Source organism: Okeania sp. SIO2C9, from assembly GCF_010672455.1.
Taxonomy (GTDB): domain Bacteria; phylum Cyanobacteriota; class Cyanobacteriia; order Cyanobacteriales; family Microcoleaceae; genus Okeania.
In genome coordinates this window covers 59,496-77,688 of sequence record NZ_JAAHGO010000030.1, presented here as the reverse complement: position 1 = coordinate 77,688, position 18,193 = coordinate 59,496, and the positions used below count along the sequence as shown (strand labels likewise).

Genomic DNA, 18,193 nt, shown 5'->3' with positions numbered 1-18,193 from the left:
TTGAGTTTAGATACAGTCATCCAAAGCGATCGCTTTCGGGAGATTAATGTTGGATTTATCTATTGTCCAATAGTTATATTTAGTTTATATACAGTCAAAGGAGGCGATCGCTGACTTTCGGGAGATTGGTGTTTGATTTATCTATGGTCCAATAGTTATTAGGACTTACGCATGCTTGACTGTTAAACTACCATCTGTAGGGGCGAATGGTATTCGCCCTCCCTATAAGTAGAGTCTGGTGCGTAAGTCGTGGTTATATTGATTTTAGATACAGTCATCCGAAGCGATCGCTGACTTTCGGGAGATGGATGTTTGATTTATCTATTGTCCAATAGTTATATTGATTTTAGATACAGTAATCCGAAGCGATCGCTCAGTTGAGGGAGATGGATGTTTGATTTATCTATTGTCCAATAGTTATATTGATTTTAGATACAGTAATCCGAAGCGATCGCTCAGTTGAGGGAGATGGATGTTTGATTTATCTATTGTCCAATAGTTATCTTGAGTTTAGATATAGTCAGAGGAGGCGATCGCTAGAGGGAGATGAATGTTTGATTTATCTATTGTCCAATAGTTATGTTGAGTTGAGATAGAGTCATCTGAAGCGATCGTTCAGTTGAGGGAGATGAATGTTTGATTTATCTATTGTCCAATAGTTATGTTGAGTTGAGATAGAGTCATCTGAAGCGATCGCTCAGTTGAGGGAGATGAATGTTTGATTTATCTATTGTCCAATAGTTATGTTGAGTTGAGATAGAGTCATCCGAAGCGATCGCTCAGTTGAGGGAGATAGATGTTTGATTTATCTATAATTATAGAACCCCTGAGTGGATCTTTGGACGCGGTATGTGCTTTTGGCTTCCCTCCTCAGTCTGAGCGAGCCAGTGGAAATTCAGGAACGAGAATGGGGAAAAAGCGGATGAGACCCCGCGTCGCCCAATAGCAAACCTGGTAGCGTACCAAGCAGGTAGAAAAATACTCTCATCCCCCCATCTCCCCATCCCCCCATCTCCCCATCCCCCCATCTCCCCATCCCCCCATCTCCTTTTTAAATAGATACCAAATGGGTTCTATACAGATTTGCGAGGGTGACGGGCAAAAAAGGTGAGAATTAAAATCAAAATCACCAATATCAAACAACTATAAAGACCAGGTTGATAAGAACCCAATTTATCCTTAAATATGGCTAAAAAAGAAGGTCCTATGGCACTAGCTATGACCAAAATCATCATCTGAAAACCAGAAATAGCACCCAAATAAGCTCTACCAAAAAAACGCGGTAAAGCTACTGCCGATAAAGTACCAAAACATCCCGTACTAATGCCAAATCCGACAATAGTTAATACCCGAAATAATGGCACGCCAAAATTAGCAATAGAAGTCACACCTATTGCCTGACCAACCATCATCACCATGAATAAATATTTTATATTAACTCGGTCTGCAGCTAACCCCATCAAATAACCAACAATAGTAGATACAACTGCCTGGGGTAAAAATATACTCACTGTCTGTACTTGGGATAATCCAAATTCGGCACCAATATCAACGATATGGAAAGTGATACCTGTAAATATCAAAGACTGGGAAGATAATACTAATGTTACCACCCAAAACATAATTGTGCCGATAGCTTCAGCGCGGGTAAAATCTTGCAAGTTGTTTTCAGATGAGTTTTCTACTTCAACCGTAGGTGTTTGTAACTCTCCATCCATTAATAAACCGCATTCTTCAGGAAGATCGCGATAAAATGCCCACCCTATTAACCCCATACCAATACCAACAACTGCTGCCATAGTTAGCCAAGCATTTCGCCAACCTAAAATATTAATCAATGAACTGGAAACTATGGGTGCAATAGAAAACCCAAAAACCATGAATAAACCATTAATACCAGAAACCAAACCCCGGCGACGGTTAAACCATTTACCAAGAGTTGTACGACTGGTCATAGTTAACATACCTTGGCCGGAAAAACGCAGGCAGACAAAACCTAATATCAGCATTAATAGCGCTATAGTTGAATCGGGAATTCTAGGAAATGCGTTACTGACGAGAGTAGTTAGGCGATCGCTCAAACTGAGATAACACAAAGTTAAAGCCAAACCCACTGATGCACCAACAACAGTGACTCGCGCCCCAAAACGGTCTAATAATACTCCGCCATAAGGCAATAGTAAACCACTGGTCAAAGTACCAAAAAAATAAGCATTACTCAGTTGTAAGCGTGACAGACCAGTAGCAGCTAGTAAATAGTCAGTGAAAGCACTCATCCCAATAGTTTGACCGGGTATGCTCATTATTACCCCAATGGTGCAAACAATTAAAATTACCCAACCATAAAAAAACGGGAAATTTTTAGGAGCGAAGGGATAGTCGGGATGTAACAGATTTTTGGGAGTAATTTTAAGCATGGTTAAATTAGGGAACAGGTAATAGGGAACAGGTAATAGGGAACAGGTAATAGGGAACAGGTAGGGACGTTGCATGCAACGTCCCTACAGATTATTTCGTTTATGGGTTGTTCGGGAGCAAGTTAAAGTCATAATTATGGTGATGTTCTCCAGTAAATAGACATAGGCGTGAAAATAAACTTGCCCTTTATTTGCTATCAACTAGAGTGTAATAACTAAAACAATCATTTTCCGTATTTTTTTCCTCAAAAAATCTTCCCTGTTCCCTATTCCCTACTTTTACAAAAAGTCTATATCTTTTTCACGCCTATGTCTAATAGACATCTCCAAAAATAAAAAATAAAATCAATTATTGTACATAAATTATCAATTATTTCTTCCTGTTCCCTATTCCCTATTCCCTATTCCCTCTTTTGGTGGAGATGTCTAATATAAATATTCAACTACAATAACTAATATTAATCTGTTGGCACAGGAATATTGTCAAAAGTGTATGGTGATACCTGAATATGTTGAAAACTTACCCCAGTATATTGACAATTCTAAAGCTGCCAGAATAGATATAAGTTATCTGCCAAATTTTATATATTGTTAAGCGTGTTAAACAACCAAGAGATTATCTCCAAATTATCAACTATCAAAATTGCCATTGTCCCCATAACCTTAGCTATTTTAGTAGGGTTTATATTCGACTGGCTCAATTTTCCCGTCGGTTGGTTGCTAGGGCCAATGATTGCCGGAATTATCTATGCGATCGCTCAAGGTACTCCCCAACCGTTACCGAAAGTAACAATGATGATAGGCAAAGCAATAATTGGTATTGCTACAGCATTTCGTTTTTCTCCAGAAACAATTTTTTTAATTAGCACTTACGCTATTCCTGTAGTGGGGTGTATTCTGATTACTGCTGCCTTAAGTATGTTTAAAGGTTATCTGTTGTCGCTGTGGAGTGGAGTTAGTCGATCTACAGGTTTTCTGGCATCTATTCCTGGTGGCGCTTCTGCTATTGTTGCTATGAGTGAAGAGCTAGGTGCAGATGCAATTGCTGTTGCTATACTTCAGTATTTGCGATTGTTATTAGTGGTATTTATTATGCCAACTGCTGCTATATTCATTTCTCCAGCTATTGACCAGACTCAAACTACAACTTTATTAGCATCAGGTCAAACAAGCATATCCATATTTGGGAATTTATTAGTAATAGCAGGATGTTGTGGTTTAGGAATTTGGGGCGGAAAATTATTACGTTTGCCTTCCTCTGCTTTTTTAGGTAGTTTTATAGTTGGGTTAACTACTTTGTGGGGAGCGCCATATCAATTACAAGTTCCTCAATGGTTATTTGCAGTCGGACTCCTCCTAGTAGGAATTTCTATAGGCGTTCAGTTTGATTGGGAAAATGCTCGTAAATTGTGGAAAGCTATTTTAATTGATCTGGGACTGGTAATAGTGTTAATTATCGGTTTCTTTGGAGTAGGGTATGAATTTTATAATATAACAGAAGTGGACTTAATTACTTCTGTGTTAAGTTTCACCCCTGGGGGGATAGAAGCCATGATCGCAACTGTTAATGAGTTGGGTGGTGATACTGGTTTAGTATTGGCAATTCAACTTACTCGAACGTTAACTATTATCTTAGTAGGGCCTGGATTGACGACTCTGATAGTTAAGAAAATAAAGACCTCTAGTATTATATCAAAATAGCAATATAATGGCAAAAGGAAGAAGGAAGAAGGAAAAATCTTGCATTTATCGATGAACGATACTATTGGTTGTGCATCCCTGGGCAAATGTTTGAGAATTTTTAATTCTACATCTATGAACGCATCCACTTTACCTAATAATTAAGGTTTAAAGTCTCTCAGTCGCCGTGGAGAAACAGCGGTCGTTTGCGGAGCATGACCTTAGGATGGGATGGCGAGGAAACCTCGCCATACCCAATCGACCAAGAGAGAATTTTTTTTTCCTTTGAGTCAATCCTCTTGTTTTCAAGGAGAGGTAATTATTAATTATTAATTGTTGAAAGAGCTATCTAAATAATTAAATAATCAGGATTTACGCAAAGATACTATATAGAACCGATTTGATATCTATTTACAGCAGTTTTCATTTGAATAGACTACAGTAGAGACGTTCCATGGAACCTCCCTACAAATATTATTGTTTTGAATTTGTGGTTCACCAATCTCAAAAGCTCTGTAATATCATGTCCGTTGATATCGTTTGTGTAAAAGTTAGGGTGAATATCTACAGGAAATTTAAGTTTTTTTCTTGCTCTAAGAGCTGATTTATAAAGTAAATTTAAGAGGCTAAATTCTTTGCAATACAAGGGTTTTGGCAGTTATAGCCCCATAACACCTAAATCCCTGAGAGTAAGATTATATGGTAGTGCGTCAAGGAAGTGTGGGAAGTGTGGGGAGGGTGGGAAGTAGAAGGAATAACTGTACCTGTATCTTTTTGTGCAAGTCTGCCACTGATCATAGCTTTTATGGTCTGATCTCAAATCCGGTTAAACAGTTATAGATTGGTTAACTCAACCATGAGACAGTCCTAACTCCTCAGGAGGAGAAAGAATCACAAACATTTATTAGTGATGACGATTCGAGATTTTTTTTGATGTCCAATTAAACGGATTTGATATTAAAGGCTGAAAAATTTGCACTTTTTTCCCGACAAAAATCCAAAAAACTCACTCTTGACAGTGGTTTTAGATGATTATTGACCAGCCCTACTTACTTATCCCACACTTTACGCTCTGCACAACCGATTATATCAGGGTTTTAGCTAAGTTTACAAATCATATCATGTCCGAAGGCAATCGTTTGTGTAAAAGTTGGCGTGGATATTTGCAGGAAATTTAAGTTTTTTTCTTGCCTTCCGGAGCTGTTGCCTTCCGGAGCTGTTGCCTATTTACTATACAAGACCGATGCTACCGGACATGATATCAGCTCTTAAGCCTTCCTACCTTCCGGAGCTATGGATAAGAATTGATTTTATTTTTGATTTTTGGATATGTCTAATGTTATATCGCAATAGAAAGATTAGGCTGTTCAGTTTAGTGGCATGAACAGGAGGATCGTTGCTACAATCTCTAGAAGAAAAATACGATGATATTTTGACTAAAAATATTGTCGTTGCCTAATTTCTCTGTTTACTTAAAATAAATATTATAACTGCAGAAGTTTTTTATGAAAGCTAATAGATTAGAATCTTACAGTATAACAGCTCTGACTGTAATTTTAGGGATATTGGCTACAACTCCCGCCAAATCTCAACCGATAACCCCCTCAAACGACGGCACAGGTACAACCGTCAATCAAAACGGCAATCAATTTAATATTCAAGGTGGTACTCACAATGGGACTAACCTTTTCCACAGTTTTGACCAATTCAACCTTAACTCCGGTCAAACAGCTAACTTTCTCACTACTCCAGATACTCGCAATATTCTCGGCAGAATTACAGGAGGTAACGCCTCAATTATCAATGGTCTGATCCAAGTCATCGGTGGTAACTCTAACCTCTTCCTGATTAACCCCGCAGGCATAATGTTTGGCCTCAACGCTAGCCTTAATGTCCCCGCCTCATTCAGCGTGACTACTGCTACAGGTATAGGTTTTAATGGTAATAATTTCTGGTTTCAAGCCATGGGAACAAATGATTATGCTAACCTAGTAGGAAACCCCAGTGGCTATAAATTTAATGTCTCAAACCCAGGCGCTATAGTTAACGAAGGGAACCTCAGTTTAAACCCAGGGGAAAATCTCACTTTGTTGGGTGGCACGGTGATCAACACGGGGCAACTCTCTACAGCAGGCGGCAACGTTACTATCGCAGCAGTAGAAGGAGGTAGTACCCTGAAAATATCCCAACCAGGACATTTATTAAGTTTGGAAGTAGGTGCAACAACAGCGAATGGTGAAGAGCTTCCTGGTATAACCCCCTTATCCTTACCCGCACTTTTAACAGGTGGAGAAATAACTCAGGCCACATCTATGACTGTGAATGGAAATGGTGATGTGGTGTTGATAGATTCAAATACAATAATTTCTGATACTGCGGGAGATGCGATCGCTTCGGGAAACATAGATGTCTCAACAACTTCCCCCTTTTTAAAGGGGGGTCAGGGGGGATATAATATCGGTGGACAAGTTAATATTTTAGGCGATCGCGTAGCAATTATTGATGCTAATATTAACGCCGATGGTCTAAAGGTCGGGGGAAGAGTATTAATTGGAGGCGACTTTCAAGGTAATGGAATAGTACCCAATTCTCAGCAAACATTTGTTAACAATAACTCATTTATTTCTGCTGACTCTACCACAAATGGTGACGGCGGTCAAGTAATAATTTGGTCGGATGGAATAACTAATTTTGCCGGGAATATTAGTGCCAGAGGAGGAGAATTTTCTGGTGATGGAGGGTTTGTTGAAGTATCTGGAAAACAACAATTAATATTTGATGGAAATGTCAATGTTAGTGCAGTATTTGGCACCCCAGGAACAATATTATTAGACCCAGAAAATCTCACAGTGGGAGAGTTAGAAAATACTGAAAGTTCAGAAGATAATAATTCGGAAGTGGCATCTGGTGAAAATTCCGAAATCACAGAAAATTCAGAAACAGAAACAGTAGATAATAATTCGGAAGTGGCATCTGGTGAAAATTCTGAAAATTCAGAAACTACAGAAAATCTTGAGAATTCAGAAATAGCAGAAAATACAAATTCAGAGACAGTGGATAATAATGAAGTGGCATCTGGTGAAAATTCTGAAAATTCAGAAACTACAGAAAATCTTGAGAATTCAGAAATAGCAGAAAATACAAATTCAGAGACAGAAGTTACTTCTACAGCAATTGCTGAGAACTCAGAAACAATAGAAACAGAAACACCAATAGACCCCTTTGCTCAAGATGAAAATTCTGATGTGACAATTTCAGCCGAAAATATTGAGGGGTTATCAGGAGATATAATTTTATTTGCAGACAACGATATAACGATTAATGAAAAGATAGAAACTACGGAATCTGTAGAATTAAAAGCAGGTAGAAGTATTAATATAAATGCTGATATTGACACATCAATTGGTAATGGAAATATTGATTTACTTGGTAATAATGATGAAATGAATATTGCTAACCGGAGCGACGGAGCAGCATCAATAAATCAACGGGATGGAACAACATTAAATGCTGGTAGTGGCACCATTAATATTCAGTTAGGAAGTTTAGGAGAAGTAGGGGATATAAATCTGGCAAATTTAACAACAACAGGGCAAGTTTTAGTTAATGCTAATGGTGGAAATATTGCCAGAGTTTCTGAGAATTCAATTATTAATGCGGGTAGTGTTTTATTTGAAACTTTGGGCAGTGGAGGAATAGGTTTAACTGATGCACCTTTGCAGTTGAATGTGGAAAATTTAGAAGCGGTTTCTGGCAGTGGTGGAGCATTTTTTGATGTGTTGGGAGATGTGAATATTGGTGATGTGAGTGAGGATGTGGATGGTATTGTTACTGCTGGGGGAGATATAGAAATTCAGAGTGCAGGAAATGTGACTTTAACAGAAAGTATTTCTATTTCGGAGCAAGATGCTCCTACTTTGGAGCAAGATGCTACAGAGAATAATTCTGAGGTGGCATCTAGAGAGAATACAGAAGTTGATAGTGGGACAGGTGGTTCGATAAATATTGAAGCTACGGGAGATATTGTTGCTACGGGTAGCGGAATTAAAGGTGGTGGGGAAAGTGTTTCTTTGTCTGGAACGAATATTACGATAAATGATGAATTTGATGAAACTTCTGGGGATGCGGATGTTAAGTTGGAGGCGACAAATGATATTACAGTTGAATATATAGCAGATGATGCACTGGAATTTCTGCCTGGGGAAGGAGAGATAGAATTTCGTGCAGATGTGGATGGGGATGGAATTGGTGCTGTTACCATGTTGGATAATGAGGCAGATGTTGGCAGCGACCCTAATACTCTTACCAATGATGCGGATACTATTAAGACCAATGGGCGGAATTTAACTATTGCAGGTGCCGGTCTTGTTTTGGGGAATATTGATACTTCGGCGTTGTCATTTGATTCTGGTGGGGAATTGGTGGCAACTATAGATGTGGATGAGGGTGGAGTGATCGACTCTGCTTCTGGTCAAGGACATGGAGGTGCTATCAACCTTAATGCTATTTCTGGAGATATTCTTACTGGTTCGTTAGATGCTTCATCTATTGATCGGGATGGAGGTAATATAGAAATAAATGCGGTAGGGGATATTACTACGGCAGAAATTATTACTAATTCTGGTGAATTTTTTGTTGATGAGGATGGAATTTCTGAAATCAGGGGTAGCGGTAATGCTGGTAGTATCAGTATAGAAAGTACAGAAGGTTCAATTGATACTACAGGAGGTTTAATTTTTGCCGGATCTGGAACGGGAGATGGAGGTAAGATAAGTCTCACTGCACAAGGTGATATTACAACAGCAGATATAAATTCTTCTTCTGAGAGTGGTATTGAAAATCTCGATTCTGATTCTGCCAACATAGAACTCAACTCAGGAAATGGAGGAGATATAAATCTTACTACAGAGGGTAGGATCACAACAGGCAATATCAATTCTTCTTCTGGTGCCAGCATAAAAAATTCTTCTGTTGATAATGGCAGTATAAAACTCAACTCAGGAAATGGAGGAGATATAAATCTTACTGCACAGGGTAGTATCACAACAGCAAATATCAACTCCTCCTCTAATAGTAGACTTGAAGCTTTCAGCTCTTCTGGCAATCTTAGCATTGAAGGCAATTCTGGAGATGGAGGTAGCATCATCCTGGACTCACAGAGTGACATCACAACATCGGAGATTGATTCGTCTTCTTCTAGTATTGAAAGTTCTGGAGATGGGGGTAGTATCATCCTGAATTCACAGAATGATATCGCAACATTGGAGATTGATTCGTCTTCTTATAGTTTTCCTGGTCGTAACACTGAAGGCAAGTCTGGAGATGGAGGCAATATCACCCTTAATTCAACAGTAAGCGGTGATATTACAACAGAAAATATATATGCTGATTCTGCTGTTTATGGAAATGGTAACTCAGGTAATGGTGGAAGTGTTACTATAAGTTCACTGGTTAGCGGTGATATTACAACAACAAATATTTATTCTGGTTCTTCTGTCTATGGAACTGGGAATTCACAAGATAGCGGAAGTATTATTATAGAGGGCAATGGTGAAATAACAACAGGCAACCTATCTTCTAATTCAACTGCCTCTGGAAGTGGAACTGTCAACTCAGGAGATGGAGGAAGTATTACGATTGATGGCAATAGTGACATAACAACAGAAACCATTTCTTCTAATTCAACTGCCTCTGGTTCTGATAGTAATTCAGGGAATGGAGGAGATATTACTATGACTGCTGGAGGTACTATAATAACCGAATTACTTGATTCCTATTCTTATTCAAATCAAGGCAAATCAGGGAATGGAGGCAACATTTCTCTAATAGCAGACACAGTAAAGCTTAACATTCCAGAGTTCTCAGACATAGAACAACTGCAAATAAACACATTCTCAGTCGGAACAAACGACTCCGGAAAAGGTGGAGACATTAACATTACCACCAACAACCTCAGCAATGCAGAAATACTCACACTATCTAGCAACTCCGAATCAGGACAGGTAACAATAGAAAATAAATCAAGAGGAAACCTTCTACTGAATGATTTATCCATCATTACCAGTAAACAAGTAACTATACAATTACCTGGCGAACTAATAGAAGTAGATGTAGGCAGCACAGAAGGTCAATCAGGAAACGTCAACATCTTCAGCTCAGGCAACCTCAACCTCAACAACGTCACTATCGAAAGTGACACCAAAGGAGACCAAGCTGCCGGAAACGTCTACATCAATAGCCAAAAAAATATCACCCTCGACAACACTGATATTCTCAGTATCACCAACTCCCAAGGAGATTCTGGCAACATTACCCTAGAAACCCCCCAAGATATCCAACTCACAAACAACAGCCAACTCCGAGCAAATACAGAAGGTACTGGCAACGCAGGCAGTATCGACATCCAAGCAAACAAGCTCAACCTAGAGCAAGGCACTAGCTTAATCACAGAAACTTATGCAGCAGGCACACCGGGAGACATCTTCATCCAAGCAAACACTGTAGATATCGGTCAAGATGCCCAAATTAGTGCCACAGCAGTATTAGGTGCAACCAACACCGGAGACGGAGGCAATATTACCATCAACACCAACGAACTCAATATCACAGGAAAACTAGGAATATTCGCCGAAACAGAAGCATCAGCAAACGCTGGCACCCTCACCCTCAGTCCCTACAGAGACAACCCAGACCTCAACATCAATTTCAGCAACGACGGTTTCATTTCCGCTTCTACCTCCTCCACAGGCAATGGAGGTAATATTAGTCTCAGTGCCCCAGAAAGCATAGATATCGCTGGACAAGGATTCATTGCTGTAGAAACCTCAGACAAAGGAAACGCTGGCACCATCAACATTGAGACCCAAAACCTCACCCTCTCAGATGGAGTAGTTATATCAGCTTCTACCACAGACAAAGGAAATGCTGGAGCGATCGAGATCGATACCGAAGAATTCACCCTAGAAACAGGAACAAGTTTAACTACAGAAACCAATAATCAAGGAAAAGCTGGAGATATAGAAATCAACACTAGAAAACTCAGCATAGGAGAAGATGCGCAAATTAGTGCCACAGCAAGAGAAGGAGCAACTAATACCGAAGCGGGAGGCAACATTACTATTAATGCTACAGATTTACTAATCTCAGGTCAACTCGGAATATTCGCCGAAACAGCAGGAGAAACTCCCGCAGGTACTCTTACTCTCAACCCTTATAAGAGAGGGGAGCAGGGGAGTAGAGAAAATCGTTCCCCTCGCTTTGACCCCGACCTCAATATTACTTTTACAGAAAACGGCTTGATCTCTGCCCGCACTACTTCCAGTGGGGACGGAGGCAACATCAATATATTTGCTCCAGAAAACATAAATATTTCAGGGGAAGGCAGAATAACAGTTGAAACAGAAGGTAGGGGAAACGCAGGTATCATCAACATCGAAACAGAAAACCTCACCATAACGGAAAACACTACTATATCCGCAGCTACTTCTGATAGTGGAGACGGAGGCAGCATCAACATCAACCCCAGTGAAAGCTTTCAACTCGAAGGTCAAATTATCACAGAAACCACAGGTGTTGGAGACGGAGGAAAAATTACTATTAATACGGGGGAACTTTCAGCCGAAAATAGTACCATCTCAGCTAAAAGTACCGATGCAGGAAACGCAGGCGCAATAGAAATCATTGGTCAAGAAAATATCACCACAGGTATTATCCAATCTTCTGCTTCAGAATCAAAAGAAGCTGCTGACGGAGGTGACATTACCATTACCAGTGAACAGGGGGAAATCAATGCTACTCAACCCATCCAATCATTTTCAGAAAATGGTAACGCTGGAGATGTAACTCTGAGTGCGAAAACAGATGTAACTACTAATACTATCAGTTCCCACGGAGAACAACAAGGCGGTCAAATTACCATCGTTACAGAAACAGGAAACATAGACACCAGCAATGGATTTTTGGCAAACTATTCTGGAGAGGGAACTGGAGGCAACGTAACCCTAGAAGCATCCGCAGGAAACATCACGACCAGTGACATTTACTCCTTTGCCGATGCAGACGGCGGTCAAATTCTTTTAAAAGCAGGAGGTGACATCAACATCGCCGAAAATAGTAATATTATCTCTGCCTCCGAACCTGCAACTACATCCGATACAGAAAACCCAGGCAAAGGAGGAGACATTATTTTAGAAGCGGGTGGCAATATTAACACTACAGCAGCTAGAATATATTCCGGTGCAGATGAAGGCGATACAGGTAGAATAGATATTGTTGCGGATGACGCAATAGAAGTAGGTCAAATAGACCTGGCATCAGGCTTTGTCAGAGAAGAAAGACCGGTATTTAACAATTTTACCCTTATACCTATACCCCAAGAAGAAGCCACCCAAGGAGTAGCAGGAAATATCAGTATTACTAGCAACAACGGCACAATAGACACCACTGCTGGAGTAATAAACTCTCGTTCCCCTGACGGCACTGGAGACATTAAGCTCAACGCCAGAGAAAATATTACTGTAGGCAAACTAGAAGCTAGCGCTCTCAACGAAACCAAACCAACCACAGGCGGAAACGTTGAAATTATTAGTGAAAATGGCGGGGTCAATTCAAACCAAGCAATAGAAACATTTTCAGAACAAGGTACGGCTGGAAATGTGAATATTCAAGCCGAAAGTTCGGTTAATCTAGAAAATATTCTATCCCAGGGAAGGATGCGTGGGGGTGATATTACTATTGACAGTCGGAGTGCAAATAGCATAGATGTTCAAGGGGAATTAAACACTTTTTCTACGGAGGGTATCGGTGGGGATGTTACTCTTACATCTCTGGGTAATGTAAGTATTAGTGGAATTCGTTCGGAAGGGATGCAACAGGGAGGTGACATTACATTGGTGAGTGAAATAGGAGAGATTATCTCAAGGGGAGACATTACTTCTTTTTCAGAGGAAGGCAGAGGAGGAAGTATTGAGATTGATGCCCCAGAAAGTGTGAATCTGGAAAATGTATCATCCTTTGGTGCCACTGAAAGTGGGGATTTGAGGATTAAAAGTCAGATAGCAACGGTGAATACAGGGAATGTGACGACTCAAGCACCGGACGGCCCCAGTGGTGAAGTTACTATTAATGGCAGTCAAATAACTACAGGAAACTTAAGTTCTTTAGGTACGGTCAGTTCAGGTATTATTCAACTAGAAGCAACTGATGGCTCTATTACTACTTTGGACTTAGAATCTATTGCTTCAGAGGGGGAAGCAGGTGGTATCGATCTAGATGCAACAGGAGATATCAGCAGCGAAGACCAAACTGTATTCTCTGGAGATGGAGATGCTAATATTGATATTGATGCTGGAGGAGATGTTTCTGTAGGTAATCAAGAGGCGATCGCCAATCTAGGAGATGCTAATATTGATATTCAGGCAGGTGGGGATATCAATGTCGAGAATCAAAATGCACAGGCCAATCAAGGAGACGCTAATATCAATATTCAACCAGGTGGGGATATCAGCGTCGAGAATCAAAATGCACAGGCCAATCAAGGAGACGCTAATATCAATATTCAACCAGGTGGTAATATTTCCGTAGAAGAGCAAACAGCTATTTCTGAAGGCGGGAATGCAACGATTAATAATACTCCAGATAATACCAATACCCCAGAACCAATAGCGATCGCCCCAGAAGAAATAGAAACAATTACTAATATTGATAGTGCCGACACTGTTATACCAGAAGATACCACTGACAACCAGATTCTTCCAGTAGAAACTAACCCCATCCAAGTAGAAAATCTCAATGATTCAACAGAGATTCCAGTAACCACCTCAACTGACACCACTGCTACCCAGACAGATAATAATCAATCCCAGTCAATATTACAGCAAATATCAAACAATAGCAGTTTTTTCACCCTGACCTCTCCCACTAACTATAACCAAACAACCAATGCAGGCACTGCTCAAGAACAAACAGAAACATCTATCAACCATACAACTGACACCCAACAAATCTTAAAAACAATTAATCCTGTTAATACCAAATCTCTAATAACAGCCACAGCTTCAGACCAAGTAGTAACAATGTTAGAACGAAACAGTCTCCAGGAATATTCAGATTTCCTGGGAGCAAATCTTGAGGAAAAATTAATTTCTACACAAAGCGTCCGAGAAATCTTAAGCGACATGGCAAATCAAACCGGAAAAGAATCTGCCATTGTTTATATTAATGTCTATCCAGAACAATTACAAATAATCTTATATACCAAAGAAGGTCAACCAATCATCAAAACCATTCCCGAAGTCAACCGCGAACAAATCATGAAAGTTGCCCTAGAATTACGAATAAAAGTTACAACTCCGGCCAACCAAGATAATGATAGTTATCTATCACCAGCACAAAAATTATACAATTGGCTCATAGCACCCATAGCATCGGAACTAGAAGCAGCCAATATTGATACCTTACTATTCAGTATGGATGAAGGTTTGCGCACTTTAGCCGTAGCAGCATTACACGATGGCGAACAATTTCTGATCGAAAAATATAGCCTGAGTTTAATTCCCAGTGTCAGTTTAATGGATACCAACTACCGACCGCTTCAAGATACTAGGGTATTAGCAATGGGAGCAAGTGAGTTTATTGCTCACAACTCCTTACCAGGGGTACCTATTGAGCTAGAAGTTGTTTCCCAAAAACTGTGGCAGGGTAATATGTTCCTCAATGAAGATTTTACTCTGAATAATTTAATTACTCAAAGAGAAAGTTATCCTTATCCTATTATTCATTTAGCTACTCATGCTGATTTTAGACCGGGAAAAATTAGTAATTCTTACATTCAGTTGTGGGGTGAAGAACAAATAAAATTAGACCAAATTAGGGAGTTGGGTTGGAATGAGAGTTCTGTAGAATTGTTAGTATTATCAGCTTGTCGCACCGCCTTTGGGGATAAAAATGCCGAATTAGGATTTGCGGGGTTAGCAATAGCAGCAGGAGTAAAGTCAGCTTTAGCTAGTATTTGGTATGTCAACGACCGAGCTACCTTGGCATTAATGACTGAGTTTTATAGTCATTTGAATCAGACCAAGATTAAGGCAGAGGCAGTAAGACAGGCGCAGTTAGCAATGTTGCGTGGGGATGTGGTGATTAGGGAAAATCAGATCGCGAGGGTTGGAGAGCGTGGGTCAGTAGAGTTACCATTGGTACTTGGGGAAATGAGGAATCGAAAATTATCTCATCCTTATTATTGGGCAGGGTTTACCATGGTGGGTAGTCCTTGGTAGGGGAGTGTGGGGTGATGGGGTGATGGGGTGATGGGGTGATGGGGTGATGGGGTGATGGGGTGATATCATGTCTGGTAGCATCGGAGCGTGTATAGAATTAAGTTTCAATTGAAAGAAACCCTTTCCTAGGTCATGCTACGCAAACAGCATAAGTTCCCCCTTTCAAAGGGCCGGGCTGTTTCATTCTCACTAAGCGTGTAGAATTATAGAGTAATATCATGTCCGGATAATTAGTTATCAAAAAACTTTCTCCTTCAACTCCAGTTCTTCTTCTTTCTTCCCTCTTTACTCCTGACTCCTGACTCCTGACTCCTGAGGACTCCGTAGTTATTTATTTATCACTGTTCAACCGGACATGATATAAAACCTCATCAAAAGAGTTAACAGAATTCAGGTCCTATCCCAAAACGCGAGCTAGATGATCTTGGGATGGGCAGAGAGAGGAGCGATCGCGCGTTCGCCTCCCCATCTGCCTTGCCTAAAAAGGTGCGTTCATTTGAACGCACCCTACCAAACTTTTAGCGTCAATCCTCAAACAACCCTGAAGTCACAAGAGGTCGTAAATATTTCTGAATTTGGTGCGTGCCTTCGTTCGAGAAGAAAACGATGACCAAATCGCGCGACGGCTTGCTAGCGCAAAGCTCCGTTAACACAGGTTGCTGCTAACTTGACGTTAGTCTTACACTATTTGCCAACTCCTACAAAAAATTATCTTAATTAACGACTATTCCCAAATACTCTGATTCTTACTAGTGTATCTGGAACAGGACTTTCATTTGAGAATGTAACTGAGCTTCGTGGTACGACTGGATAATTTCTTTGGACTGGACGGTCATCTGGGCCTATTACTATTGGATAGTCAATATCACTGTTAACTACAGCTTCATTGCCATTTGAGAAATTGGTTAAAATAACATCTATGGAGCTAACTCCAAATTCAGGTATATCTACATATAACAAGTCTCCAGAGAACGGCAATTCTCGAAAACATTGTGGCTCTTGTCCTAAAAAACAATATTCAGCTGCCATTGCATTACTGGGGGAAACTACTCCAAAAGATAGTAAACAGACAAAAAATGCAACGATGACTTTGCCTAATGCTTTTTTCATTTTTATTACTCCGTAAGTCACTTTGTGTGTGAACGTTTTTTCTAAATCTCCAGAAGAGTTTCTTCCTCTATTATTACAATTGTTTCGTGATGAGTAGGGTGGGCAAACATCAAGTCTATTAACTGCTAATATCAATCACTACGTTAGCCCACCCCTAAAAAAAATTATCTTAATTAACGACTATACCCAAATACTCTGATTTGTACTGTTGTATCTCGAACAGGACTCGCATTTGAGAATGTAACAGAGCTTGCTGGTACGACTGGATAATTTCTGTCTGCACCACCAAATGGGGGCATTACTATTGGGCTGTCAATATCACTGTTAACTACAGCTTGGTTATCTGAGAAATTGCTGAAATTAACATCTATGAAGTTAACTCCAGATGGAGGTATATCTACAAATAACACGTCTCCAGACAACGGTAATTGTCTTAAACAATCTGGTTCTTGTCCTAACATACAATAATATTGATCTGCCATTGCAGGACGGGGGGAAACTACTGCAAAAGATAGTAAACAGATAAGAAATGCAACGATGACTTTGCCTAATGCTTTTTTCATTTTTATTACTCCGTAAGTCACTTTGTGTGTGAACGTTTTTTCCAAATCTCCAGAGGAGTTTCTTCCTCTATTATTACAATTGTTTCATGATGAGTAGGGTGGGCAAACATCAAGTCTATTAACTGCGAATATCAATCACTATATTAGCCCACCCCTACAAAAAATTATCTTAATTAACCACTATTTTGCAACTACTGTGATCCGTATTGGTGTATTTGTAACACGACTCGCATTTGAGAATGTAGCTGAACTCGATGGTTGGACTGGATAAGTTATTACTTCACTAGTTTTATATGGGGGTAGTTCTATTGGGTTGCCAAGATCGGTGTTAAATATAGCATAATACTCTTGTGAGTAATTGCTGACAGTAACATCTATAGCGTTAACTCCAGATGGAGGTATATCTACAAATAACAAGTCTCCAGATTCCTGCAAGTCTTCTACACATTGTGGCTGTTGTGCTAAATCACAATCATATCTACTAGCTGCCATTGCAGGGCGGGAGGAAACTACTGCAAAAGATAGTAAACAGACAAAAAATGCAAGGATTACTTTGCCTAATGCTTTTTTCATTTTTATTACTCCGTAAGTCACTTTTTGTGTGAACATTTTCTCCTAATGAAAAAGTATAACAAACTTGATTGGATTGACTATTATTTAGCTTTTCTTTATATTTCACGAAGTTTAAGGCTTTGTTGCACAAAAGAAAAGATGAAAATAGAGTATAAATACGGTTACAGTACAAAAAATCTGTACCTACTGGATATGAGTAAGTCCAAATCCCAATACAGAGTAAGTAACTGGTCTGAATACGATGCTTCTTTGAAACAAATGGGAAGTCTGACATTATTTACCTAAATTACTGATTTCATACCTCCAATCACCAACGCCCAATTTCTTTTTTGCCCACTCCCGTAGTTTTTGATCTGGGTAATTTTTGGCTCTCTCTTGTCATAGTGGGAAAGTTTGGGGATGGTCTGGATATTATTGAGCGATCGCCTCTAGTGCAGAATGTTCCATCTTCAACAATTACCAAATCTTTCTCGATATTCCACTCCTGGGACTGGTTAGGGGTGTGTCCCCATCTCCCCATCTCCCCACAGTCCCCACAGTCCCCACACTCCCCACCCTCTTTATCCAATTACACCGA

10 protein-coding genes are annotated in these 18,193 nt (G+C 39.9%); 4 read left to right on the top strand and 6 right to left on the bottom strand.

The features are described 5' to 3' along the window. Positions 1-206: 206 nt before the first annotated feature. Both F6K23_RS22210 and F6K23_RS22205 read left to right on the top strand, forming a co-directional pair. Entirely contained in the window at positions 207-335 is a 129-nt protein-coding gene (locus F6K23_RS22210) for a hypothetical protein (RefSeq protein ID WP_293159880.1), read from the top strand. Between the two features lie 87 nt (positions 336-422). After that, positions 423-596, top strand: a complete 174-nt coding sequence (locus F6K23_RS22205) for a hypothetical protein (protein ID WP_293159878.1) — start codon at positions 423-425, stop codon at positions 594-596. 299 nt (positions 597-895) lie between these two features. Here the strand turns inward: F6K23_RS22205 and F6K23_RS22200 are convergent, their stop codons facing one another. Further along, on the bottom strand, positions 896-1,036 hold the full coding sequence (locus tag F6K23_RS22200; protein ID WP_293159876.1) for a hypothetical protein: 141 nt from the start codon (positions 1,034-1,036) through the stop codon (positions 896-898). A gap of 37 nt (positions 1,037-1,073) precedes the next feature. Beyond that, a complete protein-coding gene (locus F6K23_RS22195; RefSeq protein WP_293159874.1) occupies positions 1,074-2,417 on the bottom strand; it encodes a nitrate/nitrite transporter in 1,344 nt (447 codons plus the stop codon). Between the two features lie 597 nt (positions 2,418-3,014). Here F6K23_RS22195 and F6K23_RS22190 point away from each other — a divergent pair. After that, positions 3,015-4,118, top strand: coding sequence for an AbrB family transcriptional regulator (locus F6K23_RS22190; RefSeq protein ID WP_293159907.1), 1,104 nt, complete (start codon positions 3,015-3,017; stop codon positions 4,116-4,118). A gap of 1,484 nt (positions 4,119-5,602) precedes the next feature. Continuing rightward, entirely contained in the window at positions 5,603-15,370 is a 9,768-nt protein-coding gene (locus tag F6K23_RS22185; RefSeq protein ID WP_293159872.1) for a CHAT domain-containing protein, read from the top strand. Positions 15,371-16,087: 717 nt separating this feature from the next. Here F6K23_RS22185 and F6K23_RS22180 read toward each other — a convergent pair. From F6K23_RS22180 to F6K23_RS22165, 4 genes are all read right to left on the bottom strand, one after another. Next, the gene (locus tag F6K23_RS22180) at positions 16,088-16,480 is read right to left on the bottom strand and encodes a hypothetical protein (protein WP_293159870.1); all 393 of its coding nucleotides are present in this window, start codon (positions 16,478-16,480) and stop codon (positions 16,088-16,090) included. A gap of 173 nt (positions 16,481-16,653) precedes the next feature. Then, on the bottom strand, positions 16,654-17,043 hold the full coding sequence (locus F6K23_RS22175) for a hypothetical protein (protein ID WP_293159868.1): 390 nt from the start codon (positions 17,041-17,043) through the stop codon (positions 16,654-16,656). A gap of 180 nt (positions 17,044-17,223) precedes the next feature. After that, entirely contained in the window at positions 17,224-17,652 is a 429-nt protein-coding gene (locus F6K23_RS22170) for a hypothetical protein (RefSeq protein ID WP_293159866.1), read from the bottom strand. A 271-nt stretch (positions 17,653-17,923) separates the two neighbouring features. Next, entirely contained in the window at positions 17,924-18,184 is a 261-nt protein-coding gene (locus F6K23_RS22165) for a hypothetical protein (RefSeq protein ID WP_293159864.1), read from the bottom strand. Between the last annotated feature and the right edge of the window lie 9 nt (positions 18,185-18,193).

Excerpts from the sequence above, each read along its gene's own strand:
- F6K23_RS22210 (WP_293159880.1), top strand. The coding sequence starts at position 207 with ATGGTATTCGCCCTCCCTATAAGTAGAGTCTGGTGCGTAAGTCGTGGT.
- F6K23_RS22195 (WP_293159874.1), bottom strand. The coding sequence starts at position 2,417 with ATGCTTAAAATTACTCCCAAAAATCTGTTACATCCCGACTATCCCTTC.
- F6K23_RS22185 (WP_293159872.1), top strand. The coding sequence starts at position 5,603 with ATGAAAGCTAATAGATTAGAATCTTACAGTATAACAGCTCTGACTGTA.
- F6K23_RS22175 (WP_293159868.1), bottom strand. The coding sequence starts at position 17,043 with ATGAAAAAAGCATTAGGCAAAGTCATCGTTGCATTTCTTATCTGTTTA.
- F6K23_RS22170 (WP_293159866.1), bottom strand. The coding sequence starts at position 17,652 with ATGTTCACACAAAAAGTGACTTACGGAGTAATAAAAATGAAAAAAGCA.
- F6K23_RS22180 (WP_293159870.1), bottom strand. The coding sequence starts at position 16,480 with ATGAAAAAAGCATTAGGCAAAGTCATCGTTGCATTTTTTGTCTGTTTA.
- F6K23_RS22200 (WP_293159876.1), bottom strand. The coding sequence starts at position 1,036 with ATGGGGAGATGGGGGGATGGGGAGATGGGGGGATGGGGAGATGGGGGG.